Genomic DNA, 16736 nt, shown 5'->3' with positions numbered 1-16736 from the left:
TTCTCACCTCCACCGCTTCCGTTCCACAATTTGAATACTTAACAGGAGAAACACACCTGAGAGCGTCACGTAATACAATATATCCGGGCCACTAAGTACGCCCTTCGTAAAGCTGTCAAACCGGTTCGTCAGTGCAAATGGGTCAAGCCATTGCTGTAGGGCAGATCCGGAATTGCCAACAAATGAATCAAGCATCCAGAATACGAGCAAGATAATAAAACCGGCTACCGCAGAGACCATCTGGTGCTGAGATAGCGTGGAAGCAAACAGTCCGATCGCCATCATGCTTCCGCCCAGGAAAAATAGACCCAGTGCAGACAACCACACCGATGTCAGATCCAGTTCACCAAAGAAGGACATAATAAACGGATAAACGAGACTGCACAGAATAAGTACGACGAGAATGGCCAGTGATGCCAGATATTTGCCGAAAATAATCTCGGTCACCCGTGCAGGTGAAGTCAACAACAGTTCGTCCGTCCCCTGTCTGAATTCCTCTGCCACCAGTCTCATCGTTAGCAGGGGCACTACAAACAGCAGCATGGATAACGTGTCGCCCAGTACGAGGCGATAATCCACAATACTTGGCTGATAGTACACAAAGCTGGAATAGAACAGCAAACTTGTCATCAGTACATATACAGCAAACGCGAAATACGACGTCGGTGACAGGAAGTATGCTTGCAATTCTTTGTTGCAAACCGCCATCATTCTTCTCATTTGGACTCCTCCCCTGTGCGGGATTCAGATGAAGCGCTCTTGGACATTGCCGATGGCTCTTGATCTGAAGCGATATCCGATTGGGTCTCTGCTTCAGTCGCCGCGAGTTGCACGGTATCCGCTTGAGGCTCCTTGGTTGGCAGTTCCATTTCGGATTCCATTGTCGTAAGCTTCAGGAATATCTGTTCCAGACTGAGATTTTCTTTCTTCATCTCCAGGATCGGCAAGCCTGCCCCAGACAAAAGGTAAAACAGTTCTTCCCGAAAATCGTCCGACGATTCACCCGTAAGCAGCATTTTGACCGTATCGGAAGAATCGTTGGACGCATGTCCATCAGGTGTATGAACGAGTTCACTCCGCACCTTCTCCCAAGGTGTCAGCAAGTTATGTAATTGCTGCTCTGTTGCCTTCACTTCAATGGATACTTTGAACTGATCACCCATCGCTGAGCCAAAATGCTGAGGTGAACCATCCAATACAAGCTGTCCCTGATTAATGATTAACATGCGATTACAAATTGCGCTTACTTCAGGCAAAATATGTGTACTAAGCAGCACAGTATGATTCTCACCCAGTTCACGAATCAGATCCCGTATTTCTATAATCTGATTCGGGTCCAGTCCTGAAGTGGGTTCATCCAGCACAAGCAAATCCGGTTTGTGAATAATGGCTCCAGCCAGACCCAGACGTTGCTTGTACCCTTTGGATAGTCCACGAACCAGTTGCTTCTCCCGATCCTGGAGACCCAGTCTGCTCACCATCTCACTGACCCGTGACTTTACTTCACGTGTTGGGACATCTCTTAGATTAGCGACGAATTTGAGATACGACTGCACCGTCATATCGGGATAAAGCGGTGGTGTCTCCGGCAGATAACCAATCTTGGAACGAACGCTCCGCCCCTGATCGTGCACGGATATGCCATCTACCGTTATGGAACCTTCCGTTGGATGCAAATAACCTGTGATCATTCGCATCGTCGTTGTTTTCCCGGCACCATTTGGTCCCAAAAATCCAACAATCTCACCGCGCTCCATTGTGAAATCCAGTTGATGCACGCCACGCCGTCCATCAAATACTTTGCTTACCTGTTTCACTTCGAGCACATCATTCATCCTTTCCCGTTAAAATACCCGTGTGCCATCGTCGCTTTTCTTCGGATGGTCAACACGGGAAGTTCCTTGTATCTTACGTGTTGTATCCTAAATGCAGCTTAAAGTCACTTAAAAGAGAGCTTAAAAATATGTGTCTAAAATGTGAACAACTCTTCATTCACCCACACCCTGTACTCTGGGGCAACGTACCATACAGTACGGGAGCATGAGCTCCTTCACAAAAGTCAGAGGGTGAACCGTGTGAAAGTACTATTCACATTTTTTGTTCCAAGCGGTGGTGTGAATACATTAAACCGACTTCGTACAGCCGTTCTGCAACGCCATGGCATCGAAGCGCATGTATTGTATCTGTACCCTGGCTCGGGAATGCAGAACAATAACAGCACGCCGGTCTTCACAGCTTCCAGTGATGAGGAGATACACAGCTTGATCCATCATCATCGTTATGATGCCATTATTGTCACTTCGGATATTTACATGCCGGGTAGATTAAGGTCCCTCGGGTATAATGGGCGCATTATCTTTGAAGCACAGGGACTAGGGACGCGTGAACATGCTATGGAAACCATTCAGATGGGAGTACCATATCTGCAAGCCCACTGTAATGCCGCGGTCATTCCTCCTACGGATCATTTACTGGAGCTGTTCATCCATATGTGTCCATGGCTTCATCGGTTTGTCATTCCCAATATGCTGGATACCACTACCTTTGCCCCCATCTCGGTGGATATCCCACCCTATCCGGTACTTGCATGGGTGGGAAGGCTCGAGCACAACAAAAACTGGCGGGAATATTTGATGATATCCAGCGAAATTATTAAAAGTGTTCCAGAAGCCAGACTATGGATGTTCCATGATCCCACCTTGGCCAATCCAGAGGATGAGGTCATGTTCCGACACATGCTTGCGGAGTACGGGCTAGAAGATCGGATTGGCATCTTTATCAACGTCCCCCATTCCCAGATGCCCACATTCTACTCCATGATCGCAGCTTCGGGGGAATCATGCTGTCTACATCACTGCTCGAAGGCTTTGGATACGCTGTTGCTGAAGCCATCAGCTGCGGCTGTCCTGTACTCAGTACCGATTCGGATGGCGTACGTTCCTTCATTACACATAACCGAACGGGGAAATTCTATCCGATTGGAAACGTGAATGCCGCTGTATCTGAAGCAGTAGACCTGATGCACAACATACAGCTGCGGATTATATACGCATTCAGGGCAGACAGCATATGGCCGTTTCCTTCTCACCTGACCGATACGCCATTTCATTCCGTGAAATGATGACAGCCTTGAGCATTTTCTTTTGAACAAAACAAAAAGGCAGTTCAGAAAAATCTCTGAACTGCCTTAAATTCAAGTGAAGTGTTACCTTAATCTCAGCTGATTTGAATTAGTGTCCCATCATCATCGCTGGATCGGGTTTATCCCCTGTTTGAAGGGAATCTTCTTCCACCCGTTTCGGTTTGCGCAGGATCAGACTGAGCAGACATCCAAACAGGGCAATGCAAGCCGCCAGGAAGAAGGTGTCGTTAAAACCAGCCACTAATCCATTCACCATACCTGCAGCATCAGTAGCTCCAGCTGTATTGCTTGCAATATGGGAGGTCAGGAATCCGGTCAGGCCGGCAACGGCAAAGGATACGACTACTTGTTGTGCAGCCGCAGTAAGCGGGGTGACCCGACCTACCAGCTTACGTGGAGCAGCATTCAGTACATGCGTATTAAGAGGCATCATGGAGAAGCCCATACCCAAGCCCATCATGACAAGACTAAGAATGATTAGACCCAGACCGGTTTCCGCCGTAATGGAAGACAGAATAAACAGTGCACCCGAGATGATACCCAGACCCACAAAGGCCAGTGGTCTTGCACCGATTTTATCAAACAATCGTCCACCAAGTGGCATACCCACACCCGAAGCCAGCGCCTGCGGAAGCAGAATGAGTCCTGTTTCCAGTGCAGTGTAGCCTTTGATCTGCTGCAAATACAGCGGGATCAAAATCATCGCTCCGAACAAAGCAACCTGTGATACCCATGCCAGAATAATACCACGTGTGAAATCCGAGGATCTGAATACTCGAAGTTCCAGCAGTGGATTTTTGTGACGAAGTTCCACGATAATGAACAGAATCAGGGCCACGCCCCCGACAATCACACCCGTCAATGCTGTTGCAGAACTCCAGCTTGTTCCACCCTCACTTACACCGTATGCAAGCATCGAGAATGCAATTGGCGCCAGAATCATGCCGAGCAGATCTAGTGCAGGTGTGCGTCCACGATCCGTATCCGGCAGGAACTTGATACATAGAATAAAAGCGGCAATACCAATCGGCAGATTGATCAGGAAAATCCAGTGCCAGCTGAATGATTCAATGAACCAGCCGGATAATACGGGGCCCAGTGCAGGAGCCAGCAACATCGGAATTCCGAGCATCCCCATGATCGAGCCTCTTCTTTCAGGAGGAGCCAGACGGAACACCATCGCCATACCAATCGGAGCAACCATGCCTCCGCCAAGTCCCTGGATGATCCGGTAAATAATCAATTGTTCAGGAGATTGCGCAATTGAGCATAATACCGAACCCAAGGTAAACATGGCAATCGTAAACAGAAATACTCTTTTGGCTCCAAATCGGTCGGTCAACCATCCTGCCAGCGGAATGACAGCTGACAAGGCCAACGTATAACCTGTAACGGTCCATTGAATGGTCTTCAGATCCGTCTCAAAATATTGAACCAGATTCGGAATCGCCACGTTAACCACCGTGCTGTCCAAGATGACCATAATCATCCCGACGATAATAGCCAGTAGCGGCAAAATAATCGTTTTAATCGAAAACTCTGCCGGGTCCTGGGGCACTGCTGTTTGTTGTTTCACTCTCTCCACTCTCTTTTCCGGCCTGGAGGCGTTATCTTGGTATCTGCCTCTCGATCGGCCTTATATTCACGACGTTTCAAACTTTTGTTTTAAACCGTCGTTTTAAACTTTTGTTTAAGCATAGGTTAATTCTAATGAAAATACCTTTGCTGTCAAGCTATTTTTATTGGGCAACGAATTAAGTGTGCATGCCAAAAAATGGACCAGGTCTTCTCCTGCTCCATCCGTTTGGATAAACTCGTTCTCGATGTGAGCTTTACTAATCTGCCATCTTGATCATCTGATGCTCCGAAAGTATTCCCAGGGTCTGACCCTGGTCACTTCTGCAGTATATGCGAATAACCAGATGGCTTGGTGAAGAACTGTTGCTAATGATACGCAGCTCGCACGGATCGGATGAGATCGCCAGATTATGAATAATATAGTTCCCTGTATCTGCCCCTATCCGAAAAAGGTATCGATATAGCTCCCCCGGGTAGAACTTACTCCTCCAACAAATATATCCACATCGTCGTTCCCTGCAAATGCCAATTCAATGTCCATGTATCTCACCGGAACAACGGTTTGCAGCAGGTTTTCGTGAATCTCCAACACAAATGCGACCACTGTACATCGCCTCCTGTAAAGCGAGTTGAACCTTTCTCCAGATATGTTATGCCTTCTCTCGTCCATTGCTATTTAAAATCACCCATTTTAACCAATTCCACGGAAACGCCCACCCTTTCGTCTGTCTTTTTCATAGACTGGATAGATAGAAGCTCGGCCTGTGCAGGCCGAGACAAGGGGGTACCTATGAGAGTTCTGCTCGTGACCTATTGGGAGCTTACACAGATGGGTGGAATATGGACATATGTGAAGCAGCTGGCTGACAGGCTGATGGCACTTGGCGTAGAGGTGGATATAATGGGCACCAACGGAGCCAAAAATGAAGTGTACATTCGCAATCTAAATCGTTCCTTCTCAAAGGATAAGGTATGGCCTATGCTTCAAGCCAAGCTTAATCCAACAGATTTTCCTCAATTCACTGCCGATTCTCTCGTGGCTTATTATGAGTTGAACAGATATGCCTTTGAAATGGGTGCTGCCTATCTAGGCGTTGATCATTACGACGTCATCCATGCGCAGGATCCGGTCGCTGCCGTTGCAATGAAACGCATATTGAACCGCAATACACCGCTGGTCACAAGTTACCACGGAGCGCTTGCGCGCGAAGCCTTTTACGATGCTCAAAACTCTAACGCGAAGCTTACACTTCCCGAATATATGCAATCCAAACGCGGACGATACTTCCTGTCATTAGAAGAGCGAAGTGCTGAACAATCCGAACTTATTCTGGTCTCCAGCCATTGGATTAAGAGCACACTTACGGACCTCCGTGTTCCCGAATCAAAATTCCGAATTATTCCTTATGCTGTGGATATTCCAGCCTACCGTGCACAAGCAGCGGTCAAGTTCCGTCAGCGCAAGCCAGCAGGCAAAAAAGTGATCGCCTTTACGGGCAGACTGGAGCACATCAAAGGGGTGCATATTCTGGTCAAAGCACTCTCCAGCCTGAAGAAGACCCGATCCGATTGGGTCTGCTGGATTGCTGGAGAAGGCAACCTGATGGAGGATTTGCGTTCCCTGGCCAATGATCTTGGCGTAGGTGGTGACATCGTTTTCTGGGGTAAACTCGACAACATTCCTTCATTCCTGCGTCGTGCCGATATTTATGTGCAGCCCAGCTTGCAGGATACGCAGCCTTTCTCGGTCACAGAGGCTCAGCTCGCCGGATTGCCTGTCATCGTAAGCGGGACGGCAGGTATGCCTGAGATGGTGCAGCCTGAACATACCGGCTGGGTCGTGCCACCGCAGGATGTCGAGGCCCTTAGTGAACTGTTAAACGCTCTTCTGCAGGATAATGCCAGCCGTGCGAAGGTAGGAGCAGCGGCTAAAGCATGGGCTGAACAACATCGATCACTGGAGGAGATGGGATTGCGCACGCTGCATGTTTACCAGGAAGCCATTTATTTAGGAGGTCAGAGAATATGACATTGCTTGTCCCCAGTGATTTGTATAACCGTTGGTTCTCCATCCCAGTGTCGACGACACATATTGAGGTGGATTACGCTGTAATGAACGAATTAATGAGGAAACTGCCCAAAGGATATGTTTTCCCTGATCCAGCAACCATGATCATTCTGACTTCTGAGAATAACTAGAATCAAGACACTTGGCAAACAGGAACAAACAAGAGGATATTCGTTCATGCCGCCCCCACCACGGCAATCGAATACCCTCTTTTTCTCTTATCTTACGTTTCACTAGCTAGCTTAGCGATACGCATTCGTGGCTCCCACGACTTTAGCTTTTGCTTCTCTACTTCCAATAACCGCCTACCTGCAGCAGATTAAGCAGCACAGGCCGATGCTTCGCTTGAACAAGCTCCATTTCGGCTTTCAATGCCTCAAAGTGTTTCTTGGTTCCCATGGATTCATGAACCCGATAACACATCAACGGCTCATTGTAATAGAACAGCTCATAGAGCGGAAACAGTCTCAGCCACATCTCATAGTCATGCGTGTAACGAAAATCGGTGTCAAACATGCCGAACTTTCGAAATGCATCCATCTCTAGCATCACGGTACAGCCGTTAATTGGGCAACCTTCGGTCAACACCTGAAGCATCTCCAGACGACTTCCTACCTCCGGTCTCACCGTGTCTATCCACTCGCTGTTTGCATCTACATAATGATAGGCCCCGTGACAGAATGATGCCTTGACGTCGAGCATGAATTTCAGTTGTTTCTCTACCCGGTCGAGCAGCATCACATCATCGGAGCTGAGCCACACAAAGTAATCTCCTGTCGCCTGCTTGATACCCTCGTTTAACGCGGTTGCCGTTCCACCATTCTCTTTTCGAATATAGCGAATGCGATCCATGAAGGGCTGCAGCCGCTCCACATGCTGCGTAGAGCCATCATCTACCACTATGACCTCAATATTCTGATACGTCTGGTGAACGGCGCTGTGAACAGCCTGCTCGATGTACGCGCAATTATAAAAAGGAATGACAATTGATACTTTCGGCTCCATTCGGTCCTCCCCTTTCTCCGCGTAAATAATCCCCATTCCCCCTATTATATGAGGACAGATCCGATAGGTATCAGGCATCTGTTGGCATAGCTACGCATAAATTATCCACAATTTAAATAAGCATCTTGCATTAATCCAGAGAGCATCTTTCAATCAGTAGGAAACAGCTCGAAATGCTTCTATTCGTCTACATCTTGTTCCCGGAGCGAGTTTTAGTGAATTATGAAATATGCTTACAAAAAAGAGGGCGTTATTCGGCCACCCTGCGGCCTCCATAACCCCCACCAAGTTTTTTTATCCTCCCATCACAGCAATTCGCTGCAACAAAGACTCCCGATATCTGGACCACACCATGGAGGCCTCCCGGCCGATGGAATCCGCATGACGTACCGACCCCATTTCTCCATGCCGTCGATATGCTGTGAGCGACTCGTTCAGATATGGAAAACGATGACCGTTCAGCAGGATACGCATCCATAGATCCAGATCATGCGTATAAGGCAACAGTTCATCGAACAATCCCACCGCACTGAACAGATCCTTGCGGATCATCACGGTACAACCGTTCACCGGATTACCATTAACGAAGAGGCGCAGCCAATCTGGCTCAGGTACCGGGTCAGCCCCTCCGTTCAGCTTGGTCACCGCAGAATGTTCATTAATGTAATTAAAGTTGGTATGTGAGATGAGCACATTCTCCCGTTGCATAAATTCAACCTGATGACGAATCTTATCCGGATATAAAAGATCATCCGAACTTAACCATGCGATATAGTCCCCGGAGGCATGACGGATGCCGTGATTCAGAGCCGAAGCTGTGCCGCCGTTACTTTTGCCAAGAACATAAATGTATGGAAGATACGGCTGAAGCAGCTCCGCATGCCGGGTAGAACCATCGTTGACGATAATGATCTCCACATCGGTATATGTCTGGTTCAGTGCACTCTGGATCGCTTGAGGCACATAGGGACAATTGTAAAACGGAATGACGATGGACACTTTCGGATTCATTCAGTCGACCTCCCATGCTGGGTACGAACATCACTCAGAATGTCCTGAAGAGATTGGGCAAATGGAATCAGTGGCTGCCAGCCCAACTTGCGCAGCGCCGAGAATTCCTGCTGATCTCCTGCCCCGTCCGGACCGGAAGAAGCGCCGTCCCATCGTACAGGCACCTCCGCTTCGGACATGGTAAGCAGCATATCCGCAATCTCTCCGAGGCTGCGCTCCGTGCCTGACACAACCGGGTATACATTCCCCATGGTGCCTTGAACAAGCAGTGTTGCATAGGCTCTGACCGCATCCCTCACATCCAGAAAATCACGGGTATTATCCCGGCCGGATAGACGAAAGGCTTCCGTCTTGCCATCCAGTTCACAAGCAACAATATGACGTGCCAGCAGCGAACATATGCCCGTCGAAGGACCTGCCCCAATCAGATTTCCCGGCTCAGCCAGCATAATCTGCTGTCCAAAGAGAGACATCCAGGATAGAGATACCATTTCCTCTAATGCTTTGCTGAGACTGTACGGATGCGGAGGCTGCGGTGTACGACCGGGTTCGGCGGTATATTTTAATCGGGAACCTACAATTACGATCCGTGCCGCCGGACAGCTTCTCAGCGCATCCAGTAGGTACAGAACAGCCATCACATTGGTCTCCAGTACGAGCAACGGATCAGTCCATGAATCCGGTACGGAATTTTTGCCTGCAAGATGTAACACATAATCCGGTTTTATCTCATCAATCAAATGACGGACTTGCTGTTTATCGTTAAGATCACAGACATGTACAGCCACGCCATCGCCAAACGAATGTATGCCTACCCGCCTGACCACCGCTGCCACCTCCGCACCGACTGCCCTGAAGTAAGCAACCGCATGCCGTCCAGTGAAGCCGGAGGCACCCGTGATCAGTACCTTTTTGCCTGTTAGCTCTGCTCCATCCATAATGCCAGCTCCTTCAGCATCGTAGAATAATCCGGAAGGTCTGTCTTCACATCCTCACGTGTGGATACTAACGTGCGGTCCTGCACAACGCTATCATCAGGTACGATAACAACATCCTGTTTATCCCATGTCTGTTTGAACAGCACAAGCAGATCGTGCTTGCTGACAGGCACCGGATGCGCCAGATGGATGAGACCACTGACCGGCGACGCCAGATAATGATCTACCCATTTGGCCAGTTCTAGGGTGGTCACTCCATTCCAGAAGACACGTGTATACCCACCAACCTCGCCTGTGCAAGACATGAACCAGTGCATCAAACCGATGCCGCCTTTTCGAATTTCAGGTCCTATAATGGACGTACGGATCGTCAGATGCCCGGCATCCTGAACTTCACCCAGTGCTTTCGTGATGGCATAGGCAGATGTTCCATCCGTTACATCATCCTCCCGGTATGCTCCCCGGTCCCCACTAAACACACAATCGGTACTGATGTGAATCAGACGTGCATCGATCGTATCGGCAATCCGCCGCAGACGATGTGGCAGAAATCCGTTAATATGATAAGCGGTAATTCTGTCTTCATCCGCAAAGCTGTTCAATACACCCACTGCATTAACGATGACATCCGGGTGCACAGCCTCCACCAGACGATCGACCATGAAGCAGTCGTTTACATCCAGCAGCAGACCGTTAGGATCGGATACATCCCGGGTCGTGTAGAAGACACTATGCACGCCTTGACGGCGGAAATAGTCGACCAAGATATGGCCGGCCATTCCGTTTCCCCCAAGTATCAGAAGTTTCATGACAGGAATCCTCCGCGTTGCAAAATTTCACGAATCTCTGCTTTGCTCATCAGTTGATGCTCGGAACTGAAGCTGCTGAAGGAGACCGGAGGACAGTTCGTGTAATGCTCTTTCAATCCCGGAATACCCAGTGTAGGCAAAATCACCAAGTATTGCTCATCGTATACCACAGTGGTCATGCTCTCGAATTCACTCATCAGAATTTCGTGAATCTTCTCACCAGGCCGAGTACCGCGCTCCACAATGGATACATTCTCCACGCCTGAATCCTCAATCAGTACTTCTGCGAGATCTACAATTTTGCAGGTTGGCATCGTCATGACAAAAATCTCACCACCGACACTTTCCACCGAAGCCTTGAACAGCAATGTGATCGCATCTTTCAGGGTGAGAAAGAATCGGGTCATTTTCATATCCGTGATGGATACTTGACCTTTGGATCGAATCTGATTCTTGAATAAGTGGACGACACTGCCGTTCGTTCCAAGTACATTCCCACCACGTACGGTTACAAACCGAGTATTGCTGTGCAGCAGATTGGCATATACGATTAACTTCTCCCCGATTGCCTTCGTCATGCCATAGAAATTGGATGGATTCGCTGCCTTGTCGGTCGAAATATAAATGACTTTTTCCACATTATTTTCAATCGCAGCTTCAATGACATTCTGTGTGCCGATCACATTGGTTTTGAGTGCTTCATACGGTTGGTCTTCACACACCGGCACATGCTTGAGCGCTGCGAGATGAAATACATAATCCACATGCTGACAGGCAACGGTTAGGGCATCCTTGTCTCGAATATCACCAATGCGAAAATGAAGGCGCGGGTCTTCGAATTCACGACTCATCGCCACTTGACTGGACTCATTCCGGGAGTAAACAATAATCTCCTTGGGCTGCTGGGGCAGCAGTTGAGCCACAAGTTCATAACCCCATGATCCCGTACCGCCAGTCACGAGTATACGCTTATTTTCAAACATGCATTTTCCCTCCAAGCAGAAATTTGACCACTTTACTGGATACATCGGTTGCTTTGTAACCTTGTGGGCAATCCCAGTCGTTTGACATTTCGGTCATTACTTTCACACAGCCCGCAATACGCTCCGCATCCAGACCTGAGACCACGTTACTGCCGCAATCCACGGTCTCCGGACGTTCTGTCGTTCGACGCATGGTTACCGTAGGCACTCCCATGATGCAGCACTCCTCCTGAACGGTTCCACTATCCGTAAGTGCACAGCGTGCATGTCGTTCCAACATCACGAAGTCGAAAAAACCGAATGGCTCGTGAAATTCCACCAGCGGGTGCATCTCCAGCTGCAGATGCTCGGCGATTCGAATGGCCGTTCGAGGGTGAATGCTGCATATGACTCGCATGGCATGTTCTTCAGCGACCTGGTTCAAGCCTTTCATGATTTCCAGCAAATGTGGAGGGTGGTCGACATTCTCCGCCCGATGGGCCGTAACCAAGAAATATTGCCCGGACTTCAGCTTCAATTTCTTTAGTATTTTGCTGGAACTCACTTGTGCGTCGTAGTGTTGCATCACTTCATAGATTGGGTTACCTGTCAGCACGATTCGGCGACTGGGCACTCCTTCACTAACCAGATGTTTCTTACTCTGTTCGGTATACGGCATGTTAATGGTGGAAATGGCGTCGATAACCCTGCGATTTTTCTCCTCGGGCACATCCAGATCAAAGCATCGATTGCCTGCTTCCATATGAATGACGGGTATGCCCATCCGTTCTGCCAGAACGGCACATAATGCACTGTTCGTATCCCCGAGCAGCAGTACTTTATCCGGTTTCTCCTGATGTAATAGATCTTCCATTTGCGTAAACATCGAGGATAACTGTCGACCCAGCGAGGCCGCTTCATCCTGAAGGACGTAGTCCGGCGCCCGCAGGCCCATTTCCTTGAAGAAAAGACCGCTGAGACTTTCCGTGAAGTTCTGTCCCGTGTGTACCAGAATATGTTTGGACGCGTACTGGTCCAGCTTGGAAATGATCAGGCTGAGCCGTATAATTTCAGGTCGCGTACCCAGCACCGTCATGATCTTCATCGTAACCCCTGCCTTCATCGTCTATTGGATAATCTCCGGCGAACCCGGCTTCGTTTGGCTTTGCCAGGCACACGTTTGCGAACAGTCGGTTGCATCACACGCACACGCTGTTTCTTCTTTTTGCCTGGCTTCAGTTTTCTTCCACCAGTTCCCGTTCCTCGTTTCAACCGGTAACGTCTCCCCCTGCGGTGAGGCGATTTCGGATAACGACTTCGACCTGTTCTGTGGCTTGAGTAAGGTTCTGATTCTTCATGAACAGGCTGACCGATGGCAAGCGGAGGCAAGGACGAGAGCGGCAAGGCCTGCATCACACTCAATGGGAACGATCGTGTCCGAACCGAAGCCGGATCCAGAATCAGCACGGTTCGCAAACGGCCCTCATCCCAAGCGTACACTGGCCCATTCGGAGGCTGAATGTACGGAAACCATCCGGGAAAACGCATCAACCACTGTGTCACCATCGTATGCAGCTTTGCCCTGTAGGTTTCAATACCGTACAGCTTTTCCGCTTCTGTCCGATTACGCCAACCGGTGTCTGAGGCCAGTTCAGGATCATTTAGCAGGGTTGTTGCCAAGGTGACAAGCGCTTGGTAATCCCCGGCCGGGGCCAAAAATGCACCACTGCCTACCGATTCCAGCAATTCCTTAAGTCCGCCCTGGGCAAAGGCAATAACCGGTTTGGCGAAATAAAGCCCCTCCAGCGCGGTCATGCCGAAGCCTTCTTTAACCATGCTCGGAATAACCACCATATCCATGGCCGTATAGGCCAGTGATACGTTCTCTTCAAACGGCGTAAAGGTAAATCTGCGATAATAACCTGATTTTTTCACCCGTGATACACATTCGTCATAGTACTTTTTGTCCGCTGATGTACCAATGATCCAGAAACGGCAGCGTGGATGGGTTTCACACAATTGCAGAGCCATATCTACAAAAGGTTTCAGACCTTTGGCATCATATATGAAGGAAGAGATGTAACCAATACAGATCTGCGATGACTTGAAACCGAGCTCTTTGCGTTTGCGTTCTCTCAGATGAACCCACCGCTCCGGAGCCGGCAAGGCCGGGTCCCAGGTTGGGGAGATCACGGTCAATTTGGCACTCATGCCGGCTTGCTTGAATGGCGCTACGGCACTTTCGGATATACCTATGATCCAGTCCGAGTAACGCCCAATCATCTGTATGGCTTCGTTTGTATGTTCATTCAACTCAATAATTTCGGTAATCTTCCAAATCACCGGAATTTGCAGAGACTTCGCTGCTACGGCAGGCATCACATTGACACAGGTATTCGTTAACACCAGATCAGGTGCAGTCTCCCGGATAAGGGAGACCACGTCCTGGTAATCTGGCTTATGACGAAGCTGTTCTGCATCCGTTGCAATCCCCGGTAAGGTGTGTACACACCGTGAAGCATCGGCAGGAAGCATACTTTGACCTGAATATCGAATCTCCGTGCAAGTCCGGCGAGCTTTCCTTCCTGAGGAACGACGAGTACACAATCGAAGACGGAACCCATCTCCCTCATAAAATGAAGCAACAGCTTCTCCGCGCCCGTAATACTGCGGGTGTTGCACACATGGGAAAACAACATGAGTTTGGGTTTAGTCGCCATGGCTGCACGGACCCTGAATACGAATATGCAGGGTTCTGTGCACACCTCCTTCCGGACAGGATTATGGGAATATAATACTCAGCAGTTCGTTGATTCTTTTGCCATACGTGTGATCCTTCAATGTCCGTTCCAGTCCTCGAAGTGCAATCTCACGGCGCTCTTTCTCATGATGGAGATAGTATTCAACCTTATCGAGCAGCTCCTGAGGGGAAGAGTAAGTCTCGATTTCCACACCCGGTTTATAGAAACGTGCCAGGTCATCCCGCGCATCGGTCAACTGAAGAGTCGTCGAAGCCGCAATTTCAAATGTTCTCGGATTCGGGGAGGCTGGTTGAATTTTAACATGGTTGTTGTTAACGGAATCGTCTTCGTGGGAGCGGTGAAGGTTGATGACAATTTTGGTACCGTTATAGACATCGTTCGTTTCCTGCGGACTCATCCAGCGACCCAGTTCAATCTTCTCGCCGTAAGCGGCATAGTCAGGCAAGCGATCCCACCAGATGCCATTAAATACGGTATTGTGCGACATCAGCTGTGCCATGATCGGATTGAAGAAATACACCCGGTTCCAGTAAGCCGAACCGATAAAGCTGACATCCCGGTGCAATGGAGATGGAGTAGTGATCGGGAAGTAGTGGTTGGTGAATGCAGCAAAGGGCAGGTAGTGAACAGAAGGGCAGCCATTTTGTCGATACAACTCGACACAGTTCAGCTCCAATGTGAACACATGGTCAAAATGCTGTACTGTCTCAAGTGTCATATCCGTATAGTACGGATCATCCGTGAGCCAAATTGCTGTCCTAATGCCTGCTTGACGAATCGCATCCAGATGTTCCAGCGGAATATCCATGCCATCCAGCACAAGCACCAGGTCAGGGCGGGTTTGCAGCGCAATTTCAGATACAGGCTGACGCGGGTCGGAAAGAGTTACCTGGGCAACCATACCCTGCAATGTTGCCATGATGGCTTCATCCAGTGGGGAATATGGGAATCCTTTGCCCGAAGATACATACAGCACGTGAAGCTGCCGGAACGGCAATGGCTCCTGTGCACAATTGACAATATAGTTGGCACGGCCGCGCAGATATCCTTCTTCCTTGCCCGCATCATATCCGGCATGTTGCCCGTTTTTGCGTGCTTGGTCAGCCAGACTGAGCACTGGTGCATGAAACTTTCTCGTTTTACGGTGTTTGAGAGACATACCGCCACTCCTTTTATTTTTGGGATAGGGTTCTCTAACTCTGCTGTCCTGCAGAAAGAGATTTACACGTGCTCCAGCAGCTGAGCGATACGACGGGTGAACGTATGCTGGTTCAACGTGGTGAGCAGTCCACGCCAGGCTAGCGCTTGCCGTTCCTTTTCATGGTGCAGATAATATTTGATTTTGTGCTGAAGTTCTGCCGCCGTTGTAAAGGTTTCGATGTCATACCCGGGCCGGTAGTAGCGTGGCAGATCTTGGCGTGCATCCGTAATCTGCATCGTGCCACAGGCGCTGATTTCATACGTGCGTGGATTAATGGAATGACCTTCAAGATGATGTGTATTGCGATTGTCTTCCCCGTTCTCGCAAGTCCGATGAACGTTAATGACGATTTTGGCGCCATTGTAATAATCCACTGTCGCTCCAGGATCGATCCAGCCTTCATGGATGAATTGGCCCAGGATGTCGAAGCGTTTCAGCCGGTTCCACTGGCTGCCGGCAATGAATACCTTTTTGTCCGCCAAAAAGGAGCCAGCTCGTCGAACAGTGCAATTCGGTTCCAGAATCCGGTGCCGATAAAACAAATGTCATACTGATGCTGTGGTGCCGTACGTCTGGGTTGAAACATGCCCGGGTTCACTGCAAGCGGCATATAGATCACTCGACCCGCTCCATGTGCAGTATAGAACGGCACGGCCGCTTCCTCATGCGTGAACACGACATCATAATGCTGACAGATGCTTGTCGTATCTTCAGTAAAATACGGGTCATCCACAAACCATACCGCTGTTCGAATTCCCAGTGCCCTTATGCCATTCACCTGCTCCAGATGATCGGGTGGGAATACGTGTAGTCCATTCATGACCAGTACCAGATCGGGCCTGTGCTGGCTGGCTTCCTGCAGCATGTTTGCCGGCGATCCGACAACACACTCACGAACCGATTGCTGCAGAGCTCCAATGACGCCTTCATCGATGGCATCGAATCCCTGTGGAATATACAGCACTTTCATATTTCGCACGGTCGGCTCAAACATCTGCACTCGCTCCATCATGGCCTGACAGCCGCCAAATCTGCGGCCTTCTACATATCCGCCACGGTAAGCCGTCGCCGCTTCTGTGGGCGGTCGGTGTCTTCGTTTTGCCACATCCTTCACCCTGTCTTCCTTCAGGAGATCCCATTGTCAGATTCTCCCCGAGATTGGTGTTCCCTCTAAAGGATATGCCCCGGGGTCAGATGCATCATGGACGGGTGTCCTGCAAGGCGCAAAATTGGCGTCTGCCCTCCACATCCGCCTGCACG

17 protein-coding genes and 1 pseudogene are annotated in these 16736 nt (G+C 49.4%); 4 read left to right on the top strand and 14 right to left on the bottom strand.

Going from position 1 to position 16736, the window contains the following annotated elements:
• Nucleotides 1-3 precede the first annotated feature (3 nt).
• Entirely contained in the window at nucleotides 4-720 is a 717-nt protein-coding gene (locus ACTWJ7_RS09150; protein WP_301881367.1) for an ABC transporter permease subunit, read from the bottom strand.
• On the bottom strand, nucleotides 717-1826 hold the full coding sequence (locus ACTWJ7_RS09145) for an ABC transporter ATP-binding protein (protein WP_301881366.1): 1110 nt from the start codon (nucleotides 1824-1826) through the stop codon (nucleotides 717-719). The genes ACTWJ7_RS09150 and ACTWJ7_RS09145 overlap by 4 nt, the downstream gene beginning before the upstream one ends.
• A gap of 249 nt (nucleotides 1827-2075) precedes the next feature.
• Between ACTWJ7_RS09145 and ACTWJ7_RS09140 the strand changes: the two genes are divergently transcribed.
• Nucleotides 2076-2990, top strand: a complete 915-nt coding sequence (locus ACTWJ7_RS09140; RefSeq protein WP_443146455.1) for a glycosyltransferase family 1 protein — start codon at nucleotides 2076-2078, stop codon at nucleotides 2988-2990.
• A complete protein-coding gene (locus tag ACTWJ7_RS09135; protein WP_443146355.1) occupies nucleotides 2891-3121 on the top strand; it encodes a hypothetical protein in 231 nt (76 codons plus the stop codon). Before ACTWJ7_RS09140 ends, ACTWJ7_RS09135 begins: the two co-directional genes overlap by 100 nt.
• 109 nt (nucleotides 3122-3230) lie before the next feature.
• Here ACTWJ7_RS09135 and ACTWJ7_RS09130 read toward each other — a convergent pair whose 3' ends face one another.
• Both ACTWJ7_RS09130 and ACTWJ7_RS09125 read right to left on the bottom strand, forming a co-directional pair.
• Nucleotides 3231-4718: a DHA2 family efflux MFS transporter permease subunit gene (locus ACTWJ7_RS09130; protein ID WP_301881365.1), complete on the bottom strand. Its 1488-nt coding sequence runs from the start codon at nucleotides 4716-4718 to the stop codon at nucleotides 3231-3233.
• Nucleotides 4719-5159: 441 nt separating this feature from the next.
• Nucleotides 5160-5324, bottom strand: coding sequence for a hypothetical protein (locus ACTWJ7_RS09125; protein WP_443145353.1), 165 nt, complete (start codon nucleotides 5322-5324; stop codon nucleotides 5160-5162).
• 186 nt (nucleotides 5325-5510) lie between these two features.
• Here ACTWJ7_RS09125 and ACTWJ7_RS09120 point away from each other — a divergent pair, with 186 nt between their 5' ends.
• Nucleotides 5511-6749, top strand: coding sequence for a glycosyltransferase family 4 protein (locus ACTWJ7_RS09120; RefSeq protein WP_301881362.1), 1239 nt, complete (start codon nucleotides 5511-5513; stop codon nucleotides 6747-6749).
• On the top strand, nucleotides 6746-6919 hold the full coding sequence (locus tag ACTWJ7_RS09115; protein ID WP_179132714.1) for a hypothetical protein: 174 nt from the start codon (nucleotides 6746-6748) through the stop codon (nucleotides 6917-6919). Before ACTWJ7_RS09120 ends, ACTWJ7_RS09115 begins: the two co-directional genes overlap by 4 nt.
• Nucleotides 6920-7076: 157 nt before the next feature.
• On the opposite strand, the gene ACTWJ7_RS09110 is transcribed toward ACTWJ7_RS09115, so the two are convergent.
• The 10 genes and pseudogenes from ACTWJ7_RS09110 to ACTWJ7_RS09065 all read right to left on the bottom strand — a co-directional run bounded on the left by ACTWJ7_RS09110 (nucleotide 7077) and on the right by ACTWJ7_RS09065 (nucleotide 16590).
• A complete protein-coding gene (locus ACTWJ7_RS09110) occupies nucleotides 7077-7793 on the bottom strand; it encodes a glycosyltransferase (RefSeq protein ID WP_301881361.1) in 717 nt (238 codons plus the stop codon).
• Nucleotides 7794-8087: 294 nt separating this feature from the next.
• Nucleotides 8088-8804, bottom strand: coding sequence for a glycosyltransferase (locus tag ACTWJ7_RS09105; RefSeq protein WP_079347545.1), 717 nt, complete (start codon nucleotides 8802-8804; stop codon nucleotides 8088-8090).
• A complete protein-coding gene (locus ACTWJ7_RS09100; protein WP_079347547.1) occupies nucleotides 8801-9742 on the bottom strand; it encodes an NAD-dependent epimerase/dehydratase family protein in 942 nt (313 codons plus the stop codon). The genes ACTWJ7_RS09105 and ACTWJ7_RS09100 overlap by 4 nt, the downstream gene beginning before the upstream one ends.
• The gene (locus ACTWJ7_RS09095) at nucleotides 9724-10551 is read right to left on the bottom strand and encodes a dTDP-4-dehydrorhamnose reductase family protein (RefSeq protein WP_079347549.1); all 828 of its coding nucleotides are present in this window, start codon (nucleotides 10549-10551) and stop codon (nucleotides 9724-9726) included. The genes ACTWJ7_RS09100 and ACTWJ7_RS09095 overlap by 19 nt, the downstream gene beginning before the upstream one ends.
• Nucleotides 10548-11534, bottom strand: a complete 987-nt coding sequence (locus ACTWJ7_RS09090; protein ID WP_024632552.1) for a polysaccharide biosynthesis protein — start codon at nucleotides 11532-11534, stop codon at nucleotides 10548-10550. The genes ACTWJ7_RS09095 and ACTWJ7_RS09090 overlap by 4 nt, the downstream gene beginning before the upstream one ends.
• Complete coding sequence (gene wecB / locus ACTWJ7_RS09085) at nucleotides 11527-12618, bottom strand: non-hydrolyzing UDP-N-acetylglucosamine 2-epimerase (protein WP_079347722.1); 1092 nt, start codon at nucleotides 12616-12618, stop codon at nucleotides 11527-11529. The genes ACTWJ7_RS09090 and wecB overlap by 8 nt, the downstream gene beginning before the upstream one ends.
• Before the next feature lie 14 nt (nucleotides 12619-12632).
• The gene (locus ACTWJ7_RS09080) at nucleotides 12633-13919 is read right to left on the bottom strand and encodes a glycosyltransferase family 4 protein (protein WP_443145352.1); all 1287 of its coding nucleotides are present in this window, start codon (nucleotides 13917-13919) and stop codon (nucleotides 12633-12635) included.
• Entirely contained in the window at nucleotides 13913-14233 is a 321-nt protein-coding gene (locus ACTWJ7_RS09075; protein ID WP_443145351.1) for a hypothetical protein, read from the bottom strand. The genes ACTWJ7_RS09080 and ACTWJ7_RS09075 overlap by 7 nt, the downstream gene beginning before the upstream one ends.
• Nucleotides 14234-14294: 61 nt before the next feature.
• A complete protein-coding gene (locus ACTWJ7_RS09070) occupies nucleotides 14295-15434 on the bottom strand; it encodes a CgeB family protein (protein ID WP_301881359.1) in 1140 nt (379 codons plus the stop codon).
• Between the two features lie 62 nt (nucleotides 15435-15496).
• A pseudogene (locus tag ACTWJ7_RS09065) lies at nucleotides 15497-16590 on the bottom strand (CgeB family protein).
• Between the last annotated feature and the right edge of the window lie 146 nt (nucleotides 16591-16736).

It is taken from the genome of Paenibacillus sp. 1A_MP2 (assembly GCF_052244825.1).
GTDB lineage: Bacteria > Bacillota > Bacilli > Paenibacillales > Paenibacillaceae > Paenibacillus > Paenibacillus vandeheii.
Note: the sequence above shows the minus strand (reverse complement) of the source record. Positions and strands in the feature narration are given on the sequence as shown.

Bases quoted from the DNA above. Each gene is read 5' to 3' on its own strand.
- ACTWJ7_RS09105 (WP_079347545.1), bottom strand. From the start codon at position 8,804: ATGAATCCGAAAGTGTCCATCGTCATTCCGTTTTACAATTGTCCCTAT.
- ACTWJ7_RS09110 (WP_301881361.1), bottom strand. From the start codon at position 7,793: ATGGAGCCGAAAGTATCAATTGTCATTCCTTTTTATAATTGCGCGTAC.
- ACTWJ7_RS09095 (WP_079347549.1), bottom strand. From the start codon at position 10,551: ATGAAACTTCTGATACTTGGGGGAAACGGAATGGCCGGCCATATCTTG.
- wecB (WP_079347722.1), bottom strand. From the start codon at position 12,618: ATGAAGATCATGACGGTGCTGGGTACGCGACCTGAAATTATACGGCTC.
- ACTWJ7_RS09115 (WP_179132714.1), top strand. From the start codon at position 6,746: ATGACATTGCTTGTCCCCAGTGATTTGTATAACCGTTGGTTCTCCATC.
- ACTWJ7_RS09090 (WP_024632552.1), bottom strand. From the start codon at position 11,534: ATGTTTGAAAATAAGCGTATACTCGTGACTGGCGGTACGGGATCATGG.
- ACTWJ7_RS09075 (WP_443145351.1), bottom strand. From the start codon at position 14,233: ATGGCGACTAAACCCAAACTCATGTTGTTTTCCCATGTGTGCAACACC.
- ACTWJ7_RS09120 (WP_301881362.1), top strand. From the start codon at position 5,511: ATGAGAGTTCTGCTCGTGACCTATTGGGAGCTTACACAGATGGGTGGA.
- ACTWJ7_RS09070 (WP_301881359.1), bottom strand. From the start codon at position 15,434: ATGTCTCTCAAACACCGTAAAACGAGAAAGTTTCATGCACCAGTGCTC.
- ACTWJ7_RS09150 (WP_301881367.1), bottom strand. From the start codon at position 720: ATGAGAAGAATGATGGCGGTTTGCAACAAAGAATTGCAAGCATACTTC.
- ACTWJ7_RS09100 (WP_079347547.1), bottom strand. From the start codon at position 9,742: ATGGATGGAGCAGAGCTAACAGGCAAAAAGGTACTGATCACGGGTGCC.